Annotated in this window: 21 protein-coding genes; 20 read left to right on the top strand and 1 reads right to left on the bottom strand. The window is 61.6% G+C overall.

What is annotated here, in order from left to right; genetic code table 11:
- Positions 1 to 4 precede the first annotated feature (4 nt).
- From mrdA to rsfS, 11 genes are all read left to right on the top strand, one after another.
- Positions 5 to 2,074 carry a penicillin-binding protein 2 gene (gene mrdA / locus CHY22_RS08250; protein ID WP_089573439.1) on the top strand — a complete coding sequence of 690 codons (2,070 nt, stop codon included), beginning with the start codon at positions 5 to 7 and terminating at the stop codon, positions 2,072 to 2,074.
- Between the two features lie 9 nt (positions 2,075 to 2,083).
- Positions 2,084 to 3,310, top strand: coding sequence for an FtsW/RodA/SpoVE family cell cycle protein (locus CHY22_RS08255; protein WP_022094759.1), 1,227 nt, complete (start codon positions 2,084 to 2,086; stop codon positions 3,308 to 3,310).
- A gap of 18 nt (positions 3,311 to 3,328) precedes the next feature.
- The gene (locus CHY22_RS08260; RefSeq protein ID WP_089573440.1) at positions 3,329 to 4,258 is read left to right on the top strand and encodes a hypothetical protein; all 930 of its coding nucleotides are present in this window, start codon (positions 3,329 to 3,331) and stop codon (positions 4,256 to 4,258) included.
- Between the two features lie 10 nt (positions 4,259 to 4,268).
- Positions 4,269 to 6,146, top strand: coding sequence for a TIGR03960 family B12-binding radical SAM protein (locus CHY22_RS08265; RefSeq protein WP_089573441.1), 1,878 nt, complete (start codon positions 4,269 to 4,271; stop codon positions 6,144 to 6,146).
- Positions 6,143 to 6,955 carry a TIGR03936 family radical SAM-associated protein gene (locus tag CHY22_RS08270; RefSeq protein WP_089573442.1) on the top strand — a complete coding sequence of 271 codons (813 nt, stop codon included), beginning with the start codon at positions 6,143 to 6,145 and terminating at the stop codon, positions 6,953 to 6,955. Before CHY22_RS08265 ends, CHY22_RS08270 begins: the two co-directional genes overlap by 4 nt.
- A 67-nt stretch (positions 6,956 to 7,022) precedes the next feature.
- Positions 7,023 to 7,397, top strand: coding sequence for a 50S ribosomal protein L21 (gene rplU, locus CHY22_RS08275; RefSeq protein WP_035138585.1), 375 nt, complete (start codon positions 7,023 to 7,025; stop codon positions 7,395 to 7,397).
- A 33-nt stretch (positions 7,398 to 7,430) separates the two neighbouring features.
- Positions 7,431 to 7,688: a 50S ribosomal protein L27 gene (gene rpmA / locus CHY22_RS08280; RefSeq protein WP_089573443.1), complete on the top strand. Its 258-nt coding sequence runs from the start codon at positions 7,431 to 7,433 to the stop codon at positions 7,686 to 7,688.
- An 85-nt stretch (positions 7,689 to 7,773) separates the two neighbouring features.
- On the top strand, positions 7,774 to 9,240 hold the full coding sequence (obgE, locus tag CHY22_RS08285; RefSeq protein ID WP_199408773.1) for a GTPase ObgE: 1,467 nt from the start codon (positions 7,774 to 7,776) through the stop codon (positions 9,238 to 9,240).
- Between the two features lie 3 nt (positions 9,241 to 9,243).
- Positions 9,244 to 9,921, top strand: a complete 678-nt coding sequence (nadD, locus tag CHY22_RS08290; RefSeq protein ID WP_089573445.1) for a nicotinate-nucleotide adenylyltransferase — start codon at positions 9,244 to 9,246, stop codon at positions 9,919 to 9,921.
- Positions 9,922 to 9,930: 9 nt separating this feature from the next.
- On the top strand, positions 9,931 to 10,542 hold the full coding sequence (gene yqeK, locus CHY22_RS08295) for a bis(5'-nucleosyl)-tetraphosphatase (symmetrical) YqeK (protein ID WP_089573446.1): 612 nt from the start codon (positions 9,931 to 9,933) through the stop codon (positions 10,540 to 10,542).
- 27 nt (positions 10,543 to 10,569) lie between these two features.
- Positions 10,570 to 11,025: a ribosome silencing factor gene (gene rsfS, locus CHY22_RS08300; RefSeq protein WP_006236081.1), complete on the top strand. Its 456-nt coding sequence runs from the start codon at positions 10,570 to 10,572 to the stop codon at positions 11,023 to 11,025.
- A 98-nt stretch (positions 11,026 to 11,123) separates the two neighbouring features.
- Here the strand turns inward: rsfS and dinB are convergent, their stop codons facing one another.
- Positions 11,124 to 12,377 carry a DNA polymerase IV gene (gene dinB / locus CHY22_RS08305; protein WP_089573447.1) on the bottom strand — a complete coding sequence of 418 codons (1,254 nt, stop codon included), beginning with the start codon at positions 12,375 to 12,377 and terminating at the stop codon, positions 11,124 to 11,126.
- A 201-nt stretch (positions 12,378 to 12,578) separates the two neighbouring features.
- Between dinB and rpsP the strand changes: the two genes are divergently transcribed.
- From rpsP to ppdK, 9 genes are all read left to right on the top strand, one after another.
- Entirely contained in the window at positions 12,579 to 12,920 is a 342-nt protein-coding gene (rpsP, locus tag CHY22_RS08310) for a 30S ribosomal protein S16 (RefSeq protein ID WP_022094749.1), read from the top strand.
- Positions 12,921 to 12,923: 3 nt separating this feature from the next.
- Entirely contained in the window at positions 12,924 to 13,208 is a 285-nt protein-coding gene (locus CHY22_RS08315) for a KH domain-containing protein (RefSeq protein WP_089573448.1), read from the top strand.
- Positions 13,209 to 13,212: 4 nt separating this feature from the next.
- Positions 13,213 to 13,734 carry a ribosome maturation factor RimM gene (rimM, locus tag CHY22_RS08320; RefSeq protein WP_089573449.1) on the top strand — a complete coding sequence of 174 codons (522 nt, stop codon included), beginning with the start codon at positions 13,213 to 13,215 and terminating at the stop codon, positions 13,732 to 13,734.
- Positions 13,735 to 13,744: 10 nt separating this feature from the next.
- Positions 13,745 to 14,503, top strand: a complete 759-nt coding sequence (trmD, locus tag CHY22_RS08325) for a tRNA (guanosine(37)-N1)-methyltransferase TrmD (protein ID WP_089573450.1) — start codon at positions 13,745 to 13,747, stop codon at positions 14,501 to 14,503.
- 2 nt (positions 14,504 to 14,505) lie between these two features.
- Positions 14,506 to 15,069: a signal peptidase I gene (lepB, locus tag CHY22_RS08330; RefSeq protein ID WP_089573451.1), complete on the top strand. Its 564-nt coding sequence runs from the start codon at positions 14,506 to 14,508 to the stop codon at positions 15,067 to 15,069.
- 59 nt (positions 15,070 to 15,128) lie between these two features.
- Positions 15,129 to 16,040, top strand: coding sequence for a glycine--tRNA ligase subunit alpha (locus tag CHY22_RS08335; protein ID WP_006236091.1), 912 nt, complete (start codon positions 15,129 to 15,131; stop codon positions 16,038 to 16,040).
- A gap of 3 nt (positions 16,041 to 16,043) precedes the next feature.
- Entirely contained in the window at positions 16,044 to 18,140 is a 2,097-nt protein-coding gene (glyS, locus tag CHY22_RS08340; RefSeq protein ID WP_089573452.1) for a glycine--tRNA ligase subunit beta, read from the top strand.
- Positions 18,141 to 18,174: 34 nt separating this feature from the next.
- Positions 18,175 to 19,050: a pyruvate, water dikinase regulatory protein gene (locus CHY22_RS08345; protein ID WP_089573453.1), complete on the top strand. Its 876-nt coding sequence runs from the start codon at positions 18,175 to 18,177 to the stop codon at positions 19,048 to 19,050.
- A gap of 297 nt (positions 19,051 to 19,347) precedes the next feature.
- Positions 19,348 to 22,098 (top strand): pyruvate, phosphate dikinase, encoded by a 2,751-nt coding sequence (ppdK, locus tag CHY22_RS08350; protein ID WP_089573454.1) that lies wholly within the window; start codon positions 19,348 to 19,350, stop codon positions 22,096 to 22,098.
- Positions 22,099 to 22,239 lie beyond the last annotated feature (141 nt).

The following is a 22,239-nucleotide window of genomic DNA, read 5'->3' on the forward strand; positions in this document are numbered from 1 at the left end:
GTAGATGTCTTCCCAGATGACGGTTATTATCGCCGGTATTGTGCTGGTTGTGGCCATCGTGGTCGCACTGGTCATCATGCGTCGCGGCGATTCTCGTTTTACCTACGATACGCAGCATGGAACGGCCCCGCGCGCCACCGAGGGCGAGGGCAATACCGCGGCGACCGCCTTTAAGGGCCGCTTCTCCATCCTCACCACGGGTGTGGGCGCGATGTTTGCGGCGCTTGCCGTCAAGCTGTGGGGCATGCAGATGGTCTCGTCGGACTATTACGAAAAGCAGGCTAATAGCAATCAGACGCGCACCGTTACCACACCCGCTGTGCGCGGTCGCATCCTCGACCGCAATGGCGTGGCGCTTGTCCAGAACCGTCCCTCACTTGCTGTCGTGGCCTATCGCGACCTTGCCGAGGATGAGGTTCTGGTTCGTCATCTTGCCAACGTGCTCGGTATGCCCTACGTGGCGGTTCTGCGCAATATTCAGGACAATTCCGAGGGCGCCCAGAGCCTGCATACCATCGCGACGGACGTCCGTCGCTCCACGGTTGCCTATATTCAGGAGCACGCCGGCGAGTTCCCGGGCGTCAAGATTGCCGAGCGTACCGAGCGCCAGTATCCATATGGCGAGACGGCATGCCATATCTTGGGATATACCGGCACCATTACCTCCGAGCAGCTCGAGGCCCAGAATAAGAAAACCTCTGGCGATGATGATGCTTCTGCTGGCAAGATTACGTACCAGTCGGGCGATATCGTGGGCCAGGCGGGTGTTGAGAGCTACTACGAAAACCTGCTGCAGGGTATTCGTGGCGAGCAGACCGTCAAGGTCGATGCTTCGGGCAATGTGACCGGTCAGGCCGGCGCCGTGCCCGCCAAGGCCGGCTCCGACATTAAGCTCACGCTCGACCTTAAGATCCAACAGGCCTGTGAGACGGCGCTGGCGAGCGCCATCGAGCTTGCCAAGACCACTGGCTACAGCAATGCCGGCAACGGCGCTGTGGTGTGTCTCGATCCCAACAATGGCGAGATCCTGGGCATGGCGAGCGAGCCCAAGTTCGATCCGTCCGTCTTTATCGGCGGCGTCTCAAATGACGTGTGGACCGAGCTCAATGATGACAAGGGTTCGCACCCGCTGCTCAACCGCGCCATTAGCGGACAGTACATGTCGGCCTCGACCATCAAGCCGCTCTCGGCACTGGCCGGTCTTGAGTTTGGAACCTACACTTCAACGCAGACAACCAACTGCACGGGCTATTGGACGGGCCTGGGCAAGGCTTGGGGCAAGCGCTGCTGGCTGACGTCTGGACACGGCACCATGACGCTGCAGTCGGGTATCGCCAACTCGTGCGACCCCGTCTTCTACGACATGGGCAAGGCCTTCTTTTATGACGAGCAACATTCCGAGGGCCTGCAGGAGGTCTTTCGTCGCTGGGGCCTAGGCAAGACCTGCGGTATCGATCTGCCGAGTGAGGGCGCGGGCCGTATTCCCGATGCCGAGTGGAAAGAGTCGTACTTTACCGACGCCTCTGCCGAGGACCGCAAGTGGAATGCCGGCGATATGACCAACATTGCCATCGGCCAGGGCGACATCCTGGTGACGCCTCTGCAGATGGCATGCGCCTACATGGGCCTTGCCAACGGCGGTAAGCAGTACGTGCCTCACGTGTTTTTGTCTGCCGTGTCGCGCGATGGCGACGGCGATGCCTATAAGTACAACGGCAAAGGCAAGAAGAAGCGCCTGGAGGCCAAGATCAACAGCGATTCGGATTTGGCTCTTGTTCGCAACGGCATGCACGACGTGATTTACACGGCATCGACGTCCCTGGCGGCTCACTTTGGCACCCTGACGCCGCAGGTATACGGCAAGTCGGGCACGGGCGAGAAAAGCGGCGAGGACGAATACGCGTGGTTTTGCGCCTATGCGCCGGCCGATGATCCCAAGTATGTCATCGCTACTGTTCTGGAGCAGGGCGGCGGTGGCTCAGATACCGCGATGCATGTCGTGCGCGATGTGCTCGGCGTGATTTATGACGAGCCCGATACCTCTTCGGCCTCGGGCGATTCTTCGGTTCGATAGGAGGTTGCGATGGATTTTTCTCCGGCGGATCTGTTCCGTTCAACCAAGACCGGCTCTCGCAGCAGCCTGGACCGCGTCAACAAGCAACTTTCGGCCTCGCGCGGCACGTTTCGCCAAAAGGTGCATATCGGTGTGCTCGTGGCTACAGTGGCGCTCGTCGCCTACGGTGCCATCATTATCTGGTCGGCTTCGCAGTTTAAGGCCGATGCTTCGTTCTCACGTCATCTTCTGGGAATTGGCATCGGGGCGGTGCTGGCGGTGCTGGTCTGGCGTACCGACCTGCGCGGTATTTCCAATTTCTCGACAGCGTTGCTCGTCATCGACCTGATCGTTATCTTCTCACCCAAGATTCCGGGTCTGTCCTATACAGGCGGTCTGGGCATGACGGGCTGGATCAAGATTCCCGGTATCGGCTTGACATTCCAGCCGGTTGAGCTTGCCAAGCTTATCACCATCTTCTTTATCGCCACGCTTGGCTCGCAGTATAACGGCCGCATCGATACCGTTCGCGACTACGTTAAGCTCTGCGGCATGCTGTCCATCCCGTTTTTGGCCGTCGTCGCCATGGGCGACCTGGGCTCGGGCCTGGTCGTGCTGGTCTCGGGCGCCATCGTCATCTGCATGAGCGGTGCGCGCCGCGAATGGGTGCTGTCGACCCTGGCCCTGCTCGTGGGCCTGGTGGCCCTCGTCCTGGCGCTCGATTCGGTTTTTGATTCGTTGCTCGGCCACGATGTGCTCATCAAGCAGTATCAGATGAACCGCCTGACGGTCTTTATCGACCCCGATAATGCCGATTCGGACGATGCCTACAACCTGCAGCAGTCGCTTATCGCCGTTGGCTCGGGTGGCTTCTTTGGTAAGGGTTTGGGCCATGCGACGCAGTCGGCCGGCGGCTTTCTGCCTGAGTTCCACACCGACTTCGTCTTCGCCTTCCTGTCCGAGACCTTTGGCTTTTGCGGTTCCTTTTTGCTCCTATGCCTCTACGTGCTGCTGATCTTTTCGACGATTCGCGTCGCCTTTAAGTGTGAGTCGCTGTTCTTGCGCCTATCGTGTGTGGGCATCGTTGGCATGTGGGCGTTCCAGACCTTCGAAAACATCGGCATGTGCATCGGCATGATGCCGATTACCGGTATTCCGCTACCGTTTATTAGCTTCGGTTCGTCTTCGATGATGATTCAGCTGCTGACGGTGGGTATCGTACAATCCATATGGCGGCATCGTTCGGGCGCCGCGTAACCGCTGGAGGGGTTTGCTATGAATATTCCCGTAGATAAGCTGACCCGCGCTTTTAAGATGGGCGCGTCCGTTAAGAAGGATTCCGATACGCCGGTGCGCGTCTCGGTCTATCTGGATTCGTCCGCCTCGCGCTTTCTGGCCGAGACGGTGCGTGACGCCTTTGTGCCGCAGACGACCTCGGGCATTGTGCGCGTCGAGCGTCTGGGGGAGGAGCGAATTGCTCCAAAGACCGATACCGATGTGGTACTGGTGCTCTCGTGCGGTTCCGACCGCTTGGAGAGTGCCGTGCAGGAGCTCGTGATCGCCGGCGCGCCCGTGTGCGTGCTTGCCGAGTCTGCTGTGGAGGTGCCGTTTATCGAGGAGTCCACGCCCATGCTCGGCGTGGTGGCGGCAACCGATAAGACGTATCTGCTCGAGACGCTTGCCCGCTGGATTCTCGATCGCACCGAAAAGGAAACGGCTTTTGCGGCGAACTTTGCCTTCATGCGCATCGCGGCGGCCAATCGTATCATCACCTCGTGCGCGCTCACCAATATGGCGACCGGTGCGCTGGTGTTTTTGCCGGGCGCCGATTATCCCGTTATGGCGCTGGCGCAGGTGGGCATGCTCTTTGAGCTCGCTGCCGTCTTTGGACGCGGCATTAAGCCTGAGCGCGGCTACGAGGTCGCGGGCGTGCTTGCCGGCGGTCTTGTGATCCGCGCGGTCACCCGCGCGCTCGTCAAGCAGACGCCGCATATTGGGTTTGCCGTTAAGGCGCTCACTGCTGCCGCGGGCACCTATGGCATGGGCCGTGCGCTTGTTTCGCTCTACGAGCGCGATGTCGACTACAGCCGTGCCAACGAGGTGGTCACTGCCACGTTCTCCCGCGTTCGCGATCTGGTGACCACGGTCGCGGGCGCTACCCGTCCTATGGCGTCCTATCAAGACGCATCCGATCTCGCTGCTTAGGGGTTTTCCGTTGCGCGTTCCGTATCAAGACTGCTTTCATTTAATTGAGCCGCTGCTCGCCAAGGTCGAAAAGCCGAGTCGCTATATCGATCACGAGTGGGGCACGCTTTCCAAGGCCGATGCCGACTACCGTTGCTGCCTGATCTACCCGGATGTGTACGAGGTTGGTCTGCCCAACCAGGGTATCGCCATCCTCTACAACATCCTTAACCAGGCCGAGGGCATCTCCTGCGAGCGTGGCTATGTGCCGTGGCCCGATATGGGTGACGCTATGCGCGAGGCAGGCATTCCGCTGCTCTCGCTCGAGGGTGCAGCGCCGGTCGCTTCGTTTGATATCGTCGGCCTGCATGTGCCGCACGAGATGGCGGTGACGAACTTCCTTGAGGCACTCGATCTCGCTGGCATTCCGCTGTTAGCGGCCGACCGAGGTGAAGACGACCCCATCATCATCGCCGGCGGCCCCTCGGTGTACAACCCCGAGCCGTACGCGGCCTTCTTCGATGCCATCCTCATCGGCGAGGGCGAGGAATCGCTGCTCGAGACCTGCCAGCTGCATCGCCGCCTGCGCGACGAAGGAGTCCCGCGCGCGCAGATTGTTGAGCAGCTTGCATCCATTGCCGGCAACTACGTGCCGTCGCTCTATGAGGTTCGTCACGACGAGCCCTGCTCGCCGCACGGCTACACCGTGCCGCGCGAGGGCAAGGATGCGCCGACCGTGGTCTACAAACGCGTCGTCGAGGATTTCGGCGCCACGAATCCGCTGTCGCAGTCGTGCGTGCCCTATGCGCAGCTGGTTCACGACCGCCTGTCTATCGAGATTCTGCGCGGCTGCGCTCGCGGCTGTCGTTTTTGCCAGGCCGGCATGACGTATCGCCCGGTGCGTGAGCGTTCGGCCGACCAGATCGTCTCGTCGGTGATTCAGGGTCTGGAAAAGACCGGCTATGACGAGGTGTCGCTGACCTCGCTCTCCACGACCGACCACTCCTGCATTCGTGACGTGCTTGACAGGCTCAACCGTCGCCTGGAGGATACGGGTATTCGCGTGTCTATTCCGTCGCAGCGCCTGGATTCGTTTGGCGTGGATATGGCCGAGTCGGTCGCCGGCGAAAAGAAGGGCGGCCTGACGTTCGCACCCGAGGCCGGCAGCCAGCGCATGCGCGACATCATTAACAAGAACGTGACCGAGGAGGACCTGGACCGTGCGGCCAAGGCGGCCTTCGAGGCCGGCTGGAACCGCATGAAGCTCTACTTTATGATGGGCCTTCCCGGCGAGCGCGACGAGGACATCGTGGCCATCGCCAATCTGGCCGATCACGTGCTGGAGCTCGGTCGTTCTGTGGTGCCCAAGGCTCGTCGCGGCTCGATCTCGGTGTCCATCTCGGTTTCGGTGTTTATCCCCAAGGCTGCCACGCCGTTCCAGTGGTGCCCGCAGCTCGACTACGACGACGTCAAGCGTCGCCAGAAGCTGCTTATCACGAGCGTTCGCAACCGTGCCGTCCGCGTGCATTACCACGATGCCGAGACCTCGCTCATCGAGGCCGCGCTGTCCCGCGCCGGTCGTGACATGACGCCCGTCATCATCGATGCCTGGCGTGCCGGCTCGCGTTTTGACGCCTGGGTAGAGCATTTCTCGCTCGATAACTGGAAGGAGGCTGCTGCCAAAAACGGCATCGACCTCAATGAGCTTGTGCACCTGCCCTACGAGTTGGGCTGGCGCCTGCCGTGGGAGCACGTGAGCCCCGGCTGCACGCGCGGCTTCCTCGAGCGCGAGTACCGTCGCTCGCTCGAGGGCGTCACGACTCCCGACTGCACCCGCACGTCGTGCACCGGCTGCGGAATCTGTCCCACGCTCCACGCCAAGAATGTATTGATGGGTGATCGCGCATGAGTGAGCGCCTGACCGACAACCCCACGCTCTTTAGGCTTCGTGTTCGCTATGGCAAGCGCGATCGCCTTAAGTACCTGGGCCATCTCGAAGTAATCCATACCATTGAGCGCATCGTGCGCCGTGCGGGACTTCCCTATGCCGTCACGCAGGGCTTCTCTCCGCACATGCGCGTGGGCTTCTCTTCGGCGCTACCGGTGGGTACGTCGTCGACTTGCGAGTGGTATGACCTGTTTATGACCGAGTTCGTGGCGCTCGACGAGGCGTTTGGGCGCCTGGCTGCGGCGTCTCCGGCCGATCTGGCACCCATCGAGGCAGCGTACATCGACGTGCGCACGCCGGCGTTGACGGCGCAGCTCACGCGCCTGTCGTATCGCATCGACCTGCACTTGGATCCCGAGGCGCCCGTAAGCGCCGATGAGGTGTGTCGTGCGATCGATACGCTGCGCGCGGACCATGGCATCGACTACGCGCGCGGCAAAAAGAGCAAGCGCGTGGATTTGGATCACACGCTCGTGGGCTATGAGCTCACGGCGGGGGAGCGCCCGGATCATTTGGTGCTCATGCTCGACACCCATGCCGACAACGAGGGCTCCATGCGTCCGGAAATTTTGCTTTCCGCTGCTGATGTTTTGTTGCAGGGCTTGACCCCGGGCGTGGATGCACCTATTGTTTCCACCGGTATGCAAGACCTCGTGACCATCTGCTCCTACGATGTCGAGCGTCAGAATCAAGCATGCGAGGACGACGAGGGCCGACTCGTCAGCCCCATACCTGTGCGAACTTGTGGATTTGCTCCACATACTCGTTGACGGGGGTATTATCGCCTGCTACTATATTCGGCTGTTGCACTAACTGATGCATGAAGGGCAAGTAAACATGTACGCAATCGTTAACACGGGCGGCAAGCAGTACAAGGTCGCCACCGACGATGTCATCACCGTCGAGAAGATCGAGGGCAATGAGGGCGACAAGGTCACCCTGCCGGTCATCTTCCTCAACGATGGTAAGAAGATCGTCACCGATCCCGACAAGCTGGCCAAGGCCAAGGTTACCGCTCAGATCGTTGAGCAGTTCAAGGGCGAGAAGCAGCTGGTCTTCAAGTTCCACAAGCGTAAGCGCTATCGTCGTCTGAAGGGTCATCGTCAGCAGCTCACCAAGCTGAAGATCGTGAAGGTCCAGGCTACGTCCCGCGCCAAGAAGGCTGTCAAGGCAGAGGCCGAGGCTGTTGCCGAGGCTCCCGTCGCCGAGTAGATTACACTCGTAACGAAAGAGTAGGTATACACAATGGCACACAAAAAAGGACTCGGTTCCTCCCGTAATGGCCGTGACTCCCGCGGTCAGCGCCTTGGCACGAAGCGCTTCGCCGGCCAGACGGTAACCACGGGCACGATTCTCGTCCGTCAGCACGGCACGCACATCCACCCGGGTGAGAACGTTGGCCGTGGCAAGGACGACACGCTGTTCGCGCTGGTCGACGGTACCGTTGAGTTCCACAAGGGTATCAAGCACAGGGTCAGCGTACGCCCGCTCGCGAACGCGTAATTCACCCTTCATAGAGCACATATGTGGGAGGCACTTGAGTTTTAGGATTCAAGGGTCTCCCTCTTTTTTGTAGGAGGCGATTCTGTTGTCACAGTTCACCGATATCAGCCGCATTAACGTTTGCGGCGGCGACGGCGGAGCCGGATGCATGTCGTTTAGGCGCGAGGCATTTGTTCCCAAGGGCGGCCCCGATGGCGGCGACGGCGGTCGTGGCGGCAATGTCGTCATCCAGGCCGATGCTCAGCTGTCTTCGCTGATCGATTACCGCTTTAAGCATCACTTCCGCGCTGAGCGCGGCACGCACGGGCAGGGTGCCCGTCGTAACGGTAAGAGCGGCGAGGACCTGATTTTGAAGGTTCCCATGGGCACCGTAGTCCGCGAGCTCGATCCCGAGACGCAGACCCCGATGTTCGAGATTGCCGACCTGGTGCACGACGGCGAGCGTGTGGTCGTAGCCCCCGGTGGTGCCGGCGGCCTGGGCAACACGCACTTTGTGACGTCGGTGCGCCGCGCCCCCGCGTTCGCTCAGCTGGGCGAACCGGCCGAGGAGCACTGGATTGAGCTCGAGATGAAGCTTATGGCCGATGCCGCGCTCGTGGGCTTTCCCTCGGTGGGTAAGTCCTCGCTCATTGCGCGCATGAGTGCCGCCCGTCCCAAGATCGCTGACTATCCGTTTACCACACTCGTGCCCAATCTGGGCATGGTGCGTGCCGGCGAGTATTCTTACGTTGTTGCCGATGTCCCCGGTCTCATCGAGGGTGCGAGCGAGGGCAAGGGCCTGGGTCACCAGTTCCTGCGCCACATTGAGCGTACGGCCCTGATTATGCATGTCGTCGACATGACGGGCGGTTTTGAGGATCGCGATCCGGTTGAGGATTACCACATCATCAACCGCGAGCTCGAGCAGTATGGCGCCGAGCTTTCGGAGCGTCCGCAGGTCGTTGTCGCCAACAAGTGCGATGCGCCGGGCACGGCCGACAAGATTGCCGACCTTAAGCGTGCAGCGCTCGACGATGGCCATATGTTCTTTGCCGTGTCCGCCGTGACGGGCGCCGGCCTCAACACGCTGATGCTTGCCGTGGGCGAGCAGGTGGCTAAGCTTCGCGCCGAGCTGGCGGTCTCCGATGAGCCGGTCGTTCTGCGCGACGATGAGTGGGAGCGCCGCCGCCTGCAGCGTGAGAAGCGGTTCCGCATTGTCCAGGAAGAGCCCGGTGCCTTCCGTGTGGTTGGTCGCGCGATTGAGCGCATGGTCATCCAGACCGACTGGGAAAACGAGGAAGCCGTCATTTACCTGCAGCATAAGTTTGCGCGTATGGGTGTTGACGACGCGCTCGAGAAGGCCGGTTGCCGTGCGGGCGATGAGGTCCGTATTTGCCAGCGTGCCTTTGACTTTGAGGGCGCCGAGGACTTCTCGGAGTACGAGGAGCTCGATGATGCTGGCGAGGACGTTGCCGTTGAGGCCATTGACGTGGCCGATGCTGCGGATGAGGGCGTCGAGGTTGTCGATGTGGCAGACCTCGCGGACGATGTCGAGACCCCGGAGGGCGAGTAAGCCATGTCGCTGCGCGGTGGAATCGGTCTGCCCGAGCTTCCTCTAGAGGACGGGCAGGAGTTTAGGCTTGGCATTATGGGTGGCACCTTTGATCCCATCCATTACGGACACCTGGTGACCGCTGAGCAGGCTCGCGAGTCCCTCGACTTGGATGCCGTGCTCTTTATGCCGGCGGGCACGCCTGCCTTTAAGCTTGACAAGCCGGTGACGCCTGCCGAGGACCGTTATGCCATGACGGTTCTCGCCACCGCCGCGAACCCGGCCTTTTTGGCGAGCCGGTTCGAGATCGACCGTCCGGGCGTAACCTATACGGCCGATACGCTTCATGCCCTTCGCGACTTTTACCCGCCGCAGGTAAAGCTCTACTTTATTACGGGCGCCGACGCGATTATCGATATTGTGACCTGGCATGATGCCGAACGAATCGCTGAGCTTGCTACCTTTATTGCGGCGACGCGACCGGGCTTTGATATCGATACGGCGCGTGCCCGCATCAAAGAGTCTGGGCTGCCGTTCGATGTGCGCTATATTCAGATTCCGGCGCTGGCGATCAGCTCGACGAACATTCGCAAGCGTGTTGCTCGCGGTATGAGTGTGCGCTATCTTACGAGCGAGTCCGTGCTCGGCTACATTCGCAAACGCAGGCTATATGCCGATTTGGGCCAAGAAGATTTTGAGTGATGGGGGTCTATGTTGTCGGTAGAGGATCAGTTTGAGGGCGATGAGCGCGCGCTGCTCAAGCGCATTCAAGAGTTGCTCGATGTTCGCATGAAGGATAAGCGCAAGCGCTATGTGCATTCGCTTGGTGTTGCCGAGACCGCACTTCATCTGGCCGAGGTCTATGGCGTTGACCGCTTTAATGCTGCTGCCGCCGGCTTGATCCACGACTGGGACAAGGTGCTTTCCGATGACGAGCTCGTGGCCCGCGCGCTTCATTATGGCATCAAGGTTGCCGGCTCCCCTTCCGCTGCGACGCCGCTTTTGCATGGCCCTGTTGCCGCCTATGAGCTTCCGCAGCTTTTTCCCGAGCTGTCGCCGGCCGTTTTCCAGGCTGTCGACCGTCACACCGTAGGTGCTTGCGACATGACGCCGCTCGATATGGTGGTCTTTGTGGCCGATGCCATCGAGCCCAACCGTCACGGCGATTATGCCCATGCGCTGCGCAAGATGGTGGGGAAGTCCTCGCTCGACGAGTTGTTCTTCTCCTGTTTTGCGCAGGGTCTGGTCTATGTGATCCAGACCGGGCGTTATCTTTATCCCACGGCTATTACGATTTACAACCATTACGCCCAGCTGCGCTAGCTCGGGCTGTCTAGAAAGAGGTATTCCATGGCCGACGAGACCATGACTGACGAACAGATTCTTGAAGGTGTGGAGCACAAGAGTTTCGTTGCTACGTCCGACCGCACCGCCGCCTCGCTGTCCGCGAGCGGTGTCGCCGCCGAGGATGTCGCCCGCGCCGCCGCGCAGGCCGCCTACGACAAGAAGGGCGAGGACGTTCAGGTGCTCGACCTGACCGAGCTTTCCGATGTGTGCGACTACTTTGTGCTCGCCACCGGTACCAACAACCGCCAGGTCGATTCTATCGTCGACGAGATCGAGGAGAAGGTCGCCGAGGCTTGCGGCGAGCATCCGTTCTCCATCGAGGGCCGCGAGCAGAAGACCTGGATGCTCATGGACTATGGTTCGGTTGTCGTCCACGTCTTCACTCCCGAAGCGCGCGACTTCTACCGCCTAGAAAAGCTCTGGGGCGACGCCCCCCAGCTCCCCCTCGACCTCCTCTAGTGGCTCATTTGATATGGGGCTTTTAGCTAGCCTCGCGCATTTCGCCGGGCAGTTGCGGTTTTCCGCACCTGCCCGGCTTTCTTTTTGCCCAAAGGCGGTTAATCGTCGAAGCGGGATTGGCGGCCGAAAGATAGGGCGGTGTCGCCGAACTTGTCTCGGACGGCATCGATCGCGACGGAGAGGTCGCGACGGTCGCTTGATTGGGCTCCGCGGTCGTCGACTTCGCAGAACAGGTCGGTCTGGATGCCGCCCTGATGGTCAAAGTCGCTCATGCCGATGCCTGCTAAGCGAACATGCATGCCTTCCTGCCAGATGTTGTCGAGCAGTTCGAGCGCAACCGCCACAAAGATATTCTCGTCGTCGGTGGGGTGGGGAAGCCGCCGCTGCGCCGTGCGTCCGCTGCCATACGAATACTTAAGCTTGAGCGTTACCGTGCCGCCCGTCAGTCCCTGACGGCGCAGGCGGCGTCCAACCGACTCTCCCAACAGCGCAATCGCCGCTTCGATGTCCCCACGCTCAGTCAAATCTTTCGCAAAGGTGCGCTCATTGCTCACGGATTTAACCTCGCGTTCCTCATCGAGGCTTGTTACTTCGGATATTTCGAGCCCCAGCGCACGCTGGCGCATGCGTTCGCCGTTGACGCCAAAAATTGCAGCTAGCGTGGATTCCGGCGCGCGTGACAGCTCGCCGAGCGTGTAGATGCGCATGCGGCGCAGTCGCTCCTCGGCCGAGCGCCCGATGCCGCTCATGGCAGATACCGGCAGCGCGGCCAAAAAGCGCTGCTCGGTTCCGGGGCGCACGATGGTCAGCCCAAACGGCTTATCCCGCTCGCTTGCGATCTTTGCGACCGTCTTGTTGCAGCCCACGCCAATGGAACAGGTCACTCCCAGCGCTGCCACGCGGTCGCTTATGCGCCGTGCAACCAGCAGCGGGTCCTCGGGCGCAAAACGACCCGGTGTGATATCGATAAAGGCTTCGTCGATGGATACGCGCTCAACGCGCGGCGTCTCTTCGGCAAGAATCGCCATGACCTGCGCGCTCACCTCGCGGTAGCGATCAAAGTGCCCATGCGTCCAAATGGCCTGCGGACAGAGGCGCCGTGCCTCGGCCGAGGGCATGGCGGAGTGCACGCCAAAGCGACGCGCCTCGTATGAGCAGGTGGACACAACGCCGCGGGAATCGGCATCGCCACCCACGATGAGTGGCTTGCCGCGCCACTCGGGATGGTCGAGCATTTCCACGCTCGCAAAAAACGCATCGAGATCCATGAGGCCCACCGCCGGCCCCGTCCAGGGCGGCGGCGTGACGCCCGCAGCATCTTCATAACCGTATGTATGTTCGCGTCTTTTCATGGCATGAGTATACCGCGCAGCTCATGTGGGGTGCGTGGATGTGCTTGCAAATCGCGAATTCTTGTCTAAGATATGGATTTGCCTTCGACTACACCGAAGAAGTTGGTCTCACGGACTTCACCTGCCCGCGTCGATGGCGTATTATGTTCAACTGTTTGTTTGTAGTTGCAGCCTAAAGCTGCTTGGTTGGAGGAGTTTCCTTTGGCAGTCAAGATTCGCCTTGCTCGTCACGGCGCTAAGAAGCGTCCGTACTACCGTGTCGTCGTCGCCGATTCCCGCGCCCCGCGTGACGGTCGTATCATCGAGGAGGTTGGCCGCTACAACCCGATGACCGCCCCCAAGACCATCAACCTCGACCTCGAGAAGATCGCCGACTGGCAGTCCAAGGGCGCTCAGCTCACCGACGCCGTCGCCGCTCTGGTCAAGGCCGCCAACGAGGGCGAGAAGACCGAGACCGTCGTCAAGAAGTCCAAGAAGCAGCTCGCCAAAGAGGCCGAGGCCGCTAAGGCTGCCGCTGAGGCCGCTGAGGGCGCCGAGGAGTAAATCGTGCCTGAGGTTGACGCTGCACAGCTCGAGGGTGAGGCAATGCTCTCAGATCGCATCGCCGATCTCGTCGAATATCTCGTTGTTCAGATCGTCGACGACCCGGATTCCGTGAGCCTTGAGGTCATCGATGCTGACGACGCCTCTACGATCGAGGTTTCGGTCGCCGAGGATGACGTCGCTAAGGTCATCGGCCGTCGTGGCCGTACCATCAAGGCCATTCGCACGCTCGCCCGTGCACTGGCCGCTCGCCTCGACACTGGTGTCGAGGTAGAGGTTCTGGGCTAGGACCTTGAGGTCCCAGTACAAAAACATCGCCCGTGTGGTCAAGCCGCACGGAAGGAAGGGGGAGGTCCTCGCGCAGCCGCTGCGGGGGCTTCCTTCTGTATTAGAGCCGGGTATGCGCGTCGCCCTGACGCCGCCGGCGCTCAAGCGCGACCGCTTTTGCACGGTCGTGTCCGTCACCGATACGGGCGATGGCGATCTGGTCTCGTTTGAGGGCATTGACGACTTGACGGCCGCCGAGGGCATCACGGGATGCTATGTGTTGGCAAATCGTGACGATTTTGAGCTCGATTCACTCGACGCCGCCTATTCCGACCTGATGGGTCGCGAGGTGGTCGACGAGCGCTTCGGTTCACTCGGTACGATCGTCGAGATCATGTCGACGCCCGCTAACGATGTTTGGGTTGTCGAGGGCGATCGGTACGGCGAGGTACTGATTCCCGTGATCGAGCAGGTTGTGCTCGATCTTCCCGACACAGGAACAATTTCCGTCCACGTTATGGACGGCCTGATCGATATGGACAAGTAGGGAGGACAACATGCTGATTGAGACCCTTTCGGTCTTTCCCGAGATGTTTGAGCCCGTCATGTCCACATCGATTTTGGGCCGCGCCCGCAAGGCCGGCCTTTTTGATTTTAAGGCGTATAACCTGCGCGACTGGACGCACGACCGCCATCGTACCGTCGACGACGAGCCGTACGGCGGCGGGCAGGGCATGCTCATGAAGGTCGAGCCTATCGCCGAGGCCATCGAGGCCATTAGCGCGGAGGGCCCCAAGCCGACGGTGGTGTTCTTCACCCCGTGCGGCGAGCCTTTTACGCAGCATGTGGCCGAGCGCCTGCTCAAAAGCGAGCGCCTGCTGTTTGTGTGCAGCCGTTACGAAGGTGTCGACGAGCGTGCCTATGCGTATGCCGACGAGCGCCTGTCGATCGGCGATTACGTGCTCACGGGCGGCGAGCTTCCCGCTATGGTCGTTGCCGATGCCGTCGTACGCCTGATCCCCGGCGCCCTTGGTGATGAGATGAGCAACGTCGACGAGTCGTTCTCGACCGCCGAGGACGGAGGCCTGCTCGAGTACGCGCAGTACACCCGTCCCGCCGAGTTCAACGGCGAGGGCGTGCCTCCGGTGCTTGTGAGCGGCGATCACGCCAAGGTCGATGCCTGGCGTCGCAAGAACGCCATCGAGCGCACCTGCCGCTGGCGTCCGGACTTGATCGAGACGGCGCGGCTCACGCCCGAGGAGCGCGCTTACGCGCAGGTGATCCTTGACGCTTCGTATTCGCAGAGCGAGGAGTGAGTATGGTTCCTACGCAACATTCCGCGTTGAGGGGCGCTTTTGAGTGGATCGCGGTCATCGCGATCGCACTGGTCGCCACCTTCTTGATTCGCTCGTTTGTGGTCGAGCCCTTTGTAGTGCCCACCGGTTCCATGGAGGACACGATCGAGATCGGCGATCAGATTCTGGCGCAGAAGGTGACGCTCGAACTCGGACAGCCCGTCAAACAGGGCGATATCGTGGTGTTTCACAACCCCGATGCCACATCCGAGCATGACGTGCTGGTAAAGCGCGTCATCGCCACGGCCGGCCAGACGGTCGACCTTCAGGACGGCAAGGTCGTCGTTGACGGCCAGGCGCTCGACGAGGACTATACGACGGGCATGAGCTGGCCGCTTTCGGTCCAAGCGCCTGGCGCCCAGGTGAGTTATCCCTACACCGTTCCCGACGGGTGCGTGTGGGTGATGGGCGACAACCGCGAAAACTCTGCCGACTCGCGCTACTTTGGTCCCGTCGATCGCTCTGATTTGATCGCTGTGGCGCTTGTGCGCTACTGGCCGCTCAACCGCATCGGCGCTATCGACTAAAAACCGCTATAGTACAGTACCTAACCGTGTAATCGTTTCGACGAGGGGATATTAGAGGCATGAACGCTTCATCGCTTTCCTTCCAAGACATCATCCTGCGCCTCCAGCAGTACTGGGGCGAGCAGGGCTGCGTCATTATGCAGCCCTATGACTCCGAGGTCGGTGCCGGTACCTTCCATACCGCGACCACGCTGCGCTCGCTCGGTCCCGCCGAGTGGCGCACCTGCTATGCGCAGCCTTGCCGCCGTCCCGCCGACGGCCGCTACGGCGAGAACCCTAACCGCATGCAGCACTACTATCAGTTCCAGGTGCTCATCAAGCCGTCGCCGGTCAACGCCCAGGAGCTCTACCTGGGTTCGCTGGCCGCCATTGGCCTGGACCCCAACGACCATGACGTCCGCTTTGTCGAGGACGACTGGGAGAGCCCGACCCTGGGCGCCTGGGGCCTTGGCTGGGAGGTCTGGCTCAACGGCATGGAGGTCACGCAGTTTACGTACTTCCAGCAGGTGGGCGGTATCGAGGTCGACCCCGTGCCCGTCGAGATTACCTATGGCCTGGAGCGTATCGCCATGTACGCCCAGGGCGTCAACTCGGTCTACGATCTGGTGTGGAGCTACCTGCCCGATGGCACGCCCATGACCTACGGCGACGTGTTCCTCGAGAACGAGCGCGAGTTCAGTGCCTATAACTTTGAGGTCGCCAACGTCGAGATGATGCGTCAGAAGTTTGACGACTACGAGGCCGAGTGCCATTCCTGCCTGGAGCGCAAACTGCCGCTGCCGGCGTACGACTGCGTCATGAAGTGCAGCCATGCCTTCAACCTGCTCGATGCCCGTGGCGCCCTGTCCGCGGTCGAGCGTGCCAACTACATCCTGCGCGTCCGCGCCGTCGCCAAGGCGTGCTGCGAGGCCTACATGGCCGAGGTCGCCGGAGTCAACGAGAATGCCGACCAGGAAGGCGAGGTGGCGTAAGCCATGGCAGACGCTAAGGATTTCCTGTTTGAGATCGGTACGGAGGAAATGCCCTCCGCACCGCTGAACAATGCTGTCAAGCAGCTTGGCACCATGATCGCCAAGGGCCTCGACGAGGCCGGTCTGGCCCATGGCGAGGTCCGCGTGATCTCGAGTCCGCGTCGTCTGGCTGCGCTCGTGGCCAACGTCGCCACTGCGACCGATGAGGTTCACGAGGTCAAGCGCGGCCCCGCGGCAAACATTGCCTTTGATGCCGACGGCAACGCCACCAAGGCCGCCCAGGGCTTCGCCCGCAAGTGCGGTGTGGCTGCCGAGGACCTGGTCCGTCGTGAGGATACCGACGGTCGCGAGTATGTCTTTGCCGAGAAGAACATTCCCTCCGCACCGGCAACCCCGATCCTGACGGCCCTGTGCGAGAAGACCATTGCCGGCCTGCAGTGGCCCAACTACCGCTCCCAGCGCTGGGGCCACGAGCACGCGACGTTCGTGCGTCCGGTCCGCTGGATTTGCTGCCTTCTGGGCGAGGATGTTGTGCCCGTGTCGTTTGCCGACGTGACGAGCGGCAACACCACGCGCGGCCATCGCGTGCTCGGCCCCGGTGACCACGTTGTCGCCAGCCCCGCCGCCTACGAGCAGGTACTCGAGGACGCCGGCGTGCTTTCTGCTGAGCGCCGTCGCGAGGCGATTCTCGCTGGTATCGCCGAGGTCGAGGCTGCCCGTCCCGGCTGCCATGTCGATACGCCCAAGAAGGTCTTTGAGGAGGTCATCAACCTTTGCGAGTGGCCGACGGTGCTCGTCGGTACCTTCGACGAGGAGTTCCTCAAGGTCCCGCACGAGATCATCTGCGAGTCCATGCTCACCAACCAGCGCTACTTCCCGATCTATGACGGCGAGGGCAAGCTCACGCGTGAGTTCGTGGTCGTCTCCAACAGCAAGCCCGAGAATGCCGAGCGCGTGATCGACGGCAACGAGCGCGTCGTGCGCGCCCGTCTGGACGACGCTAAGTTCTTCTACGAGGAGGACCTGAAGATCTCCCTCGACGAGTTCCGCGAGCGCCTGGCCAAGGTTGCCTTCCAGGAGAAGCTCGGCAGCGTGCTCGCCAAGTCCGAGCGCATCGAGCAGCTCGCGCTCGCTATTGCCCGCGAGGCTCATCTGGGCGCCCATCTTGCCGCCGACGCCGCTCGCGCCGCGCACCTGTGCAAGGCCGACCTGGTGTCCAACGCCGTCGTCGAGTTCACGAGCCAGCAGGGCGTGATGGGCGGTTACTACGCCACCGCGATGGGGGAGAACGACGAGGTCGCCCACGCCATTCGCGATCATTATCGTCCCCGCTTTGCCGGTGACGAGCTGCCCGAGGGCACCGCTGGCTGCATCGTGGCCTGCGCCGACAAGCTCGATACCATCGCCGGTATCTTTGCCATCGGCGAGCCCCCGACCGGCTCCTCCGACCCCTACGCGCTGCGTCGTGCCGCTATCGGCATCATCAACATCCTGCGCGACCGTCTGCCGATCGACCCCACGTCGCTCATCGACTTTGCCCTCGAACTCTACAGTGAGCAGGGCATTGAGTTCGACGCCGCCGAGGTCGCCCAGCAGGTTCGCGACTTCTTCCACGGCCGCCTGGTGAGCATGGCCCGCGACGAAAAGATCCCGGCCGATACCGTCGCCGCCGTCTCCGCGGTGCACATCATCGCCCCGTCCGTCTTCTTCGCCCGCTGCGCCGCCCTCGACGAGGCCCGCAAGAACGACGCTGAGACGTTCGACAACCTGGCGACCGCCTATGCCCGCGCCGCGCATATCTCCAAGCCCGAGCTGGGTGCGGAGTATGACCGCAGCCTGATGGGCGAGGCCGAGCTCGCGCTCGCCGACGCCTCCGAGGCCGCTCAGACCGCTGTCGATGCCGCCCTTGCTGCCGAGGACTACCCGGCCGCATTTGCCGCCCTCGCCGCCCTGCGCGCGCCCATCGACCGTTTCTTCGATGAGGTCATGGTCATGGACAAGGACGAGCAGCTTCGCGATAATCGCCTTAAGCTGCTCAACCGCTTCGAGGCCGTTTTCTCCGGCATCGCCAACATCGGTGAGCTTGCCCGCAAAAAGTAAGCCAGCCTTCGCATAAGCGCAAAAGGAGCCCCGCATGGATTGCCCGGTCACCGCTCGTCCCACCGTTATCGTTATCTCCGACTCGCTCGGTGATACCGCTTGTGAGGTGGTGCTTGCGGCGTCCGGGCAATTTGATGAAGGGGCTTTTCGCGTTTTGCGTCTGCCTAAGGTGACCTCTGTGGAGCAGGTCAAGTCATTTGTGGGGCCGCGCGTCGATGCGGACCATCGCGATATCGCCGTGTTCCACACCATTGTCGATCCGGCGCTTCGCGCCCGCGTGCTCGATTACCTGGGTATGCTGCATATCCGTTCGGTCGACCTGATCGGCCCGACGCTTGCCGTGCTGTCGTCGCTCATCGGTGTGCCGCCCAAGGGCGTTGCGGGCGTGATTCACAAGACCGATGACCGCTATTTCCATCGTATCGAGGCCATGGAGTATTTCGTTGAGCACGATGACGGTCGTGGTTGCGACGATCTGTCGGGTGCCGATATCGTGCTGCTGGGTGTGTCGCGTACATCCAAGACGCCGCTGTCGATGTATTTAGCCTATCAGGGCTACAAGGTCGCCAATGTCCCGTTGGCGCATGGCATGGAGCCGCCCAAGTCGATTTACGAGGTCGACCCGATGCGCCTGTTCGGCCTGATTTCGACCGTCGATGTGATTTCCGAAATTCGCGATAGCCGCTTGGGCGATGACTACGCCCGTGCCGTTGCCGGCTCCTATGCCGAGCCCGAGAGCGTGCGTAGTGAGCTTGCGGAAGCCCGCGCGCTCATGAAGCGCTTAGGCTGCTTTGTAGTGCGTACCGACGGCAAAGCCATCGAGGAAAGCGCTGCCGAGATCATTGCTCACCTCGAAGAGATTCAAGAGGCAAGAGCCCGCCGTGCCGCCCGCCGAGCCCAGCAAAGCTAGCTTATTGGGGTAGCTAAAAATGCCCGTCTCTAAAAGACTACCTAAAAATAATGCACGATATTGGTAAAGCGATTTAGCAAAAACATCGCATCCTACCTGCATTTCCCTTGTAGTGGTATCTTCATAAGGTAACCACCTTTACCTACCGTTTACCGCCGGTTTTAGCACGTTTACCAAACCGCGCACCCTCTGCTCAAGCCTGTCCAAAACCCGCCGTATAGTTCCCTCACGGCCCGCATCCGGCGGGTCGATTCGTTACCACGGTCGTGCGCGTAAGCGCATGGAAGGGGAAGTATCGTGAGCGATTGCAAGAGGGTTTACCGTTTTGGAACCGACGCCCAGGGCACCTGTGTCACTGAGGGCGACAAATCCATGAACTTCGTGCTTGGCGGCAAGGGCGCTAACCTTGCCGAGATGAGCCGCATAGGCCTGCCGGTTCCCGGTGGCTTTACCATTACCTGCCAGACCTGCGTCGAGTACTCCGGTGCCGGCAACGTGTGGCCCGAGGGCGCACTCGACGAGATCGTTGCCGCCGAGGCCGACCTCGAGGCGCGCTGCGGCAAGAAGCTCGGTGACGCCTCCGACCCACTGCTCGTGTCGGTTCGCTCGGGCGCTCCGTTCTCCATGCCCGGTATGATGGACACGGTCCTCAACCTGGGCCTCAATGACGATTCCGTCCAGGGCCTTATCGCCCAGACGCAAAACCCGCGTTTTGCCTGGGATAGCTACCGCCGCTTTATCCAGATGTTCTCCAACGTCGTTATGGGCGTCGACGCCGACCTGTTCGAGAACGCTCTGACCCAGGCACGCCTGGTCGCCGGCGTTCGCGTCGATTCCGAGCTTTCGGCCGAGGACCTGCAGGAGCTCGTCGAGACCTTCAAGGGCATCTTCTCCGAGAACGTTGATGCCGCCCTGTACCCCGAGCTCGAGGTCGCCGACGGCAAGCCTGTCTTCCCGCACGACCCGGAGCTCCAGTTGCGCCTTGCCATCCAGGCCGTCTTTGGCAGCTGGATGAATGAGCGCGCCTGCATCTACCGCAAGCAGCATGGCATTTCCGACGAGCTCGGCACCGCCGTCAACGTCCAGGCCATGGCCTTTGGCAACAAGGGCGAAACTTCCGCGACCGGCGTCGCCTTTACGCGCAACCCGGCCGACGGCACCAAGGAGTTCTACGGCGACTTCTTGGTCAACGCCCAGGGCGAGGACGTCGTCGCCGGCATCCGCAACACCGAGCCCATCGCCGACCTCAAGACTACCCCGGGCCTCGAGTCCGCAGGCGAGGAGCTCGAGCGCGTGTTCCTGACGCTCGAGGATCATTACCGCGACATGTGCGATATCGAGTTCACCATCGAGCAGGGCAAGCTCTGGATGCTCCAGACCCGCGTGGGCAAGCGTACCGCCACCGCCGCCCTGCGTATCGCCATCGAGATGGTCGAGGAGGGCCTGATCACCCGCGAGGAGGCCGTGAGCCGCATCGACCCCGCACAGCTTGACCAGCTCCTGCACCCGCAGTTCGACGCCTCCAAGAAGTACGAGGCCCTGGCCAGCGGCCTTAACGCCAGCCCCGGTGCCGCCGTGGGCGAGGTCGTGTTCTCGAGTGATGACGCCGTCGCGCGTTCCGCCGAGGGCCACAAGGTCATTCTGGTTCGCTGGGAGACCAACCCCGACGACCTGAAGGGTATGGTTGCCGCCGAGGGCATCCTGACCAGCCACGGTGGCAAGACGAGCCATGCCGCCGTTATCGCCCGCGGTATGGGTACGCCCTGCGTCTGCGGCGTCGAGCGCTTCCATATCGACGCCGCCGAGAAGGTCGTGCACATCGAGGGCAGTGACCGCGTGCTGCATGAGGGCGATGTCATCTCCATCGACGGCACCCAGGGTATCGTCGTCGACGGCGCCGTTGATCTGGTTTCGGCCGAGCTCACCGGCGACCTGGACACCATCCTGTCCTGGGCCGACGAGATCCGTCTGGACGAGACCGACGGTCACGCCAACCACGTGCGCGTCAACGCCGACAACCCCGAGGATGCTGCGCTCGCGCTCGAGTTTGGCGCCGAGGCCATCGGTCTGTGCCGCACCGAGCACATGTTCCTGGGCGACCGCAAGAACATCATCCAGAGCTTTATCCTGTCTGACGAAGAGGCCGTGAAGCAGCAGGCCCTGGCCGATCTGCTCAAGGTTCAGACCGAGGACTTCCTGGCCATGTTCAAGACCATGTCCGGTCGCGATGTGGTCGTCCGCCTGCTCGATCCGCCGCTGCATGAGTTCCTGGATGATCCTCGCGAGCTCGAGGTCGCCATCACCAAGAAGGAAGCCGCTGGCGCCAGCGAGGAAGAGCTTGCCGCCCTGCGTGCCCGCCTGCGTCGTATCGACGGCATGGTCGAGTCCAACCCGATGCTCGGTCTGCGTGGTGTGCGCCTTTCCATCGTCTTTGGCGATCTGCCGCTCATGCAGGTTCGCGCCGTCGCCACGGCTGCTGCTCGCCTTATCAAGGAGGGCGTCGACCCGCGCCCCGAGATCATGGTTCCGCTCGTTTCCATCACGGCAGAGCATGTCCAGACCCGCGAGGTCATTGAGCGCGTGATCGCCGAGGTTTCCGCCGAGGAAGGTGTCGAGCTCAACATTCCCGTGGGCACGATGCTCGAGCTGCCGCGCGCCTGTATGGTCGCCGACGAGATCGCCCGTCACGCCGATTTCTTCTGCTTTGGCACCAACGACCTCACCCAGACGACCTTTGGCTTCTCGCGCGACGATGCCGAGGCCAAGTTCATTCCGCTGTACCTGCACAAGAAGATCTTGAAGGAGAATCCCTTCGAGACCATCGACTCGGCGGTGCTGGAGCTCGTGCGCATGGCCGTCGAGAAGGGTCGTGCCACCAACCCCGGCATGCACTTTGGCGTGTGCGGCGAGCACGGCGGCGACCCCAAGTCGATCAAGGGCCTGTTTAACGTGGCCGACGTGGACTACGTGTCCTGCTCGCCCTATCGCGTGCCCCTCGCGCGCCTGGCTGCCGCTCAGGCCAAGCTCGAGGCCAAGCGTTCCGCCTAGCGTTTAGCGTTTAGACGCCTAGCGTAGTCCCCCTTCATACCGCCCGTCTCATTCGTGAGGCGGGCGGTTATCATGTGCGGGTTTTGTCTTGGTTGATTTTCAATCTCAGCGCAACAGCCTGAACGGCCCCCGCGTTTCCGC

Origin of the sequence: Collinsella sp. TF06-26, assembly GCF_002232035.1 — a bacterium.
Taxonomy (GTDB): domain Bacteria; phylum Actinomycetota; class Coriobacteriia; order Coriobacteriales; family Coriobacteriaceae; genus Collinsella.

Bases quoted from the DNA above. Each gene is read 5' to 3' on its own strand.
- mrdA (WP_089573439.1), top strand. From the start codon at position 5: ATGTCTTCCCAGATGACGGTTATTATCGCCGGTATTGTGCTGGTTGTG.
- CHY22_RS08255 (WP_022094759.1), top strand. From the start codon at position 2,084: ATGGATTTTTCTCCGGCGGATCTGTTCCGTTCAACCAAGACCGGCTCT.
- CHY22_RS08260 (WP_089573440.1), top strand. From the start codon at position 3,329: ATGAATATTCCCGTAGATAAGCTGACCCGCGCTTTTAAGATGGGCGCG.
- CHY22_RS08270 (WP_089573442.1), top strand. From the start codon at position 6,143: ATGAGTGAGCGCCTGACCGACAACCCCACGCTCTTTAGGCTTCGTGTT.
- rplU (WP_035138585.1), top strand. From the start codon at position 7,023: ATGTACGCAATCGTTAACACGGGCGGCAAGCAGTACAAGGTCGCCACC.
- rpmA (WP_089573443.1), top strand. From the start codon at position 7,431: ATGGCACACAAAAAAGGACTCGGTTCCTCCCGTAATGGCCGTGACTCC.
- nadD (WP_089573445.1), top strand. From the start codon at position 9,244: ATGTCGCTGCGCGGTGGAATCGGTCTGCCCGAGCTTCCTCTAGAGGAC.
- yqeK (WP_089573446.1), top strand. From the start codon at position 9,931: ATGTTGTCGGTAGAGGATCAGTTTGAGGGCGATGAGCGCGCGCTGCTC.
- rsfS (WP_006236081.1), top strand. From the start codon at position 10,570: ATGGCCGACGAGACCATGACTGACGAACAGATTCTTGAAGGTGTGGAG.
- dinB (WP_089573447.1), bottom strand. From the start codon at position 12,377: ATGAAAAGACGCGAACATACATACGGTTATGAAGATGCTGCGGGCGTC.
- trmD (WP_089573450.1), top strand. From the start codon at position 13,745: ATGCTGATTGAGACCCTTTCGGTCTTTCCCGAGATGTTTGAGCCCGTC.
- lepB (WP_089573451.1), top strand. From the start codon at position 14,506: ATGGTTCCTACGCAACATTCCGCGTTGAGGGGCGCTTTTGAGTGGATC.
- CHY22_RS08335 (WP_006236091.1), top strand. From the start codon at position 15,129: ATGAACGCTTCATCGCTTTCCTTCCAAGACATCATCCTGCGCCTCCAG.
- glyS (WP_089573452.1), top strand. From the start codon at position 16,044: ATGGCAGACGCTAAGGATTTCCTGTTTGAGATCGGTACGGAGGAAATG.
- CHY22_RS08345 (WP_089573453.1), top strand. From the start codon at position 18,175: ATGGATTGCCCGGTCACCGCTCGTCCCACCGTTATCGTTATCTCCGAC.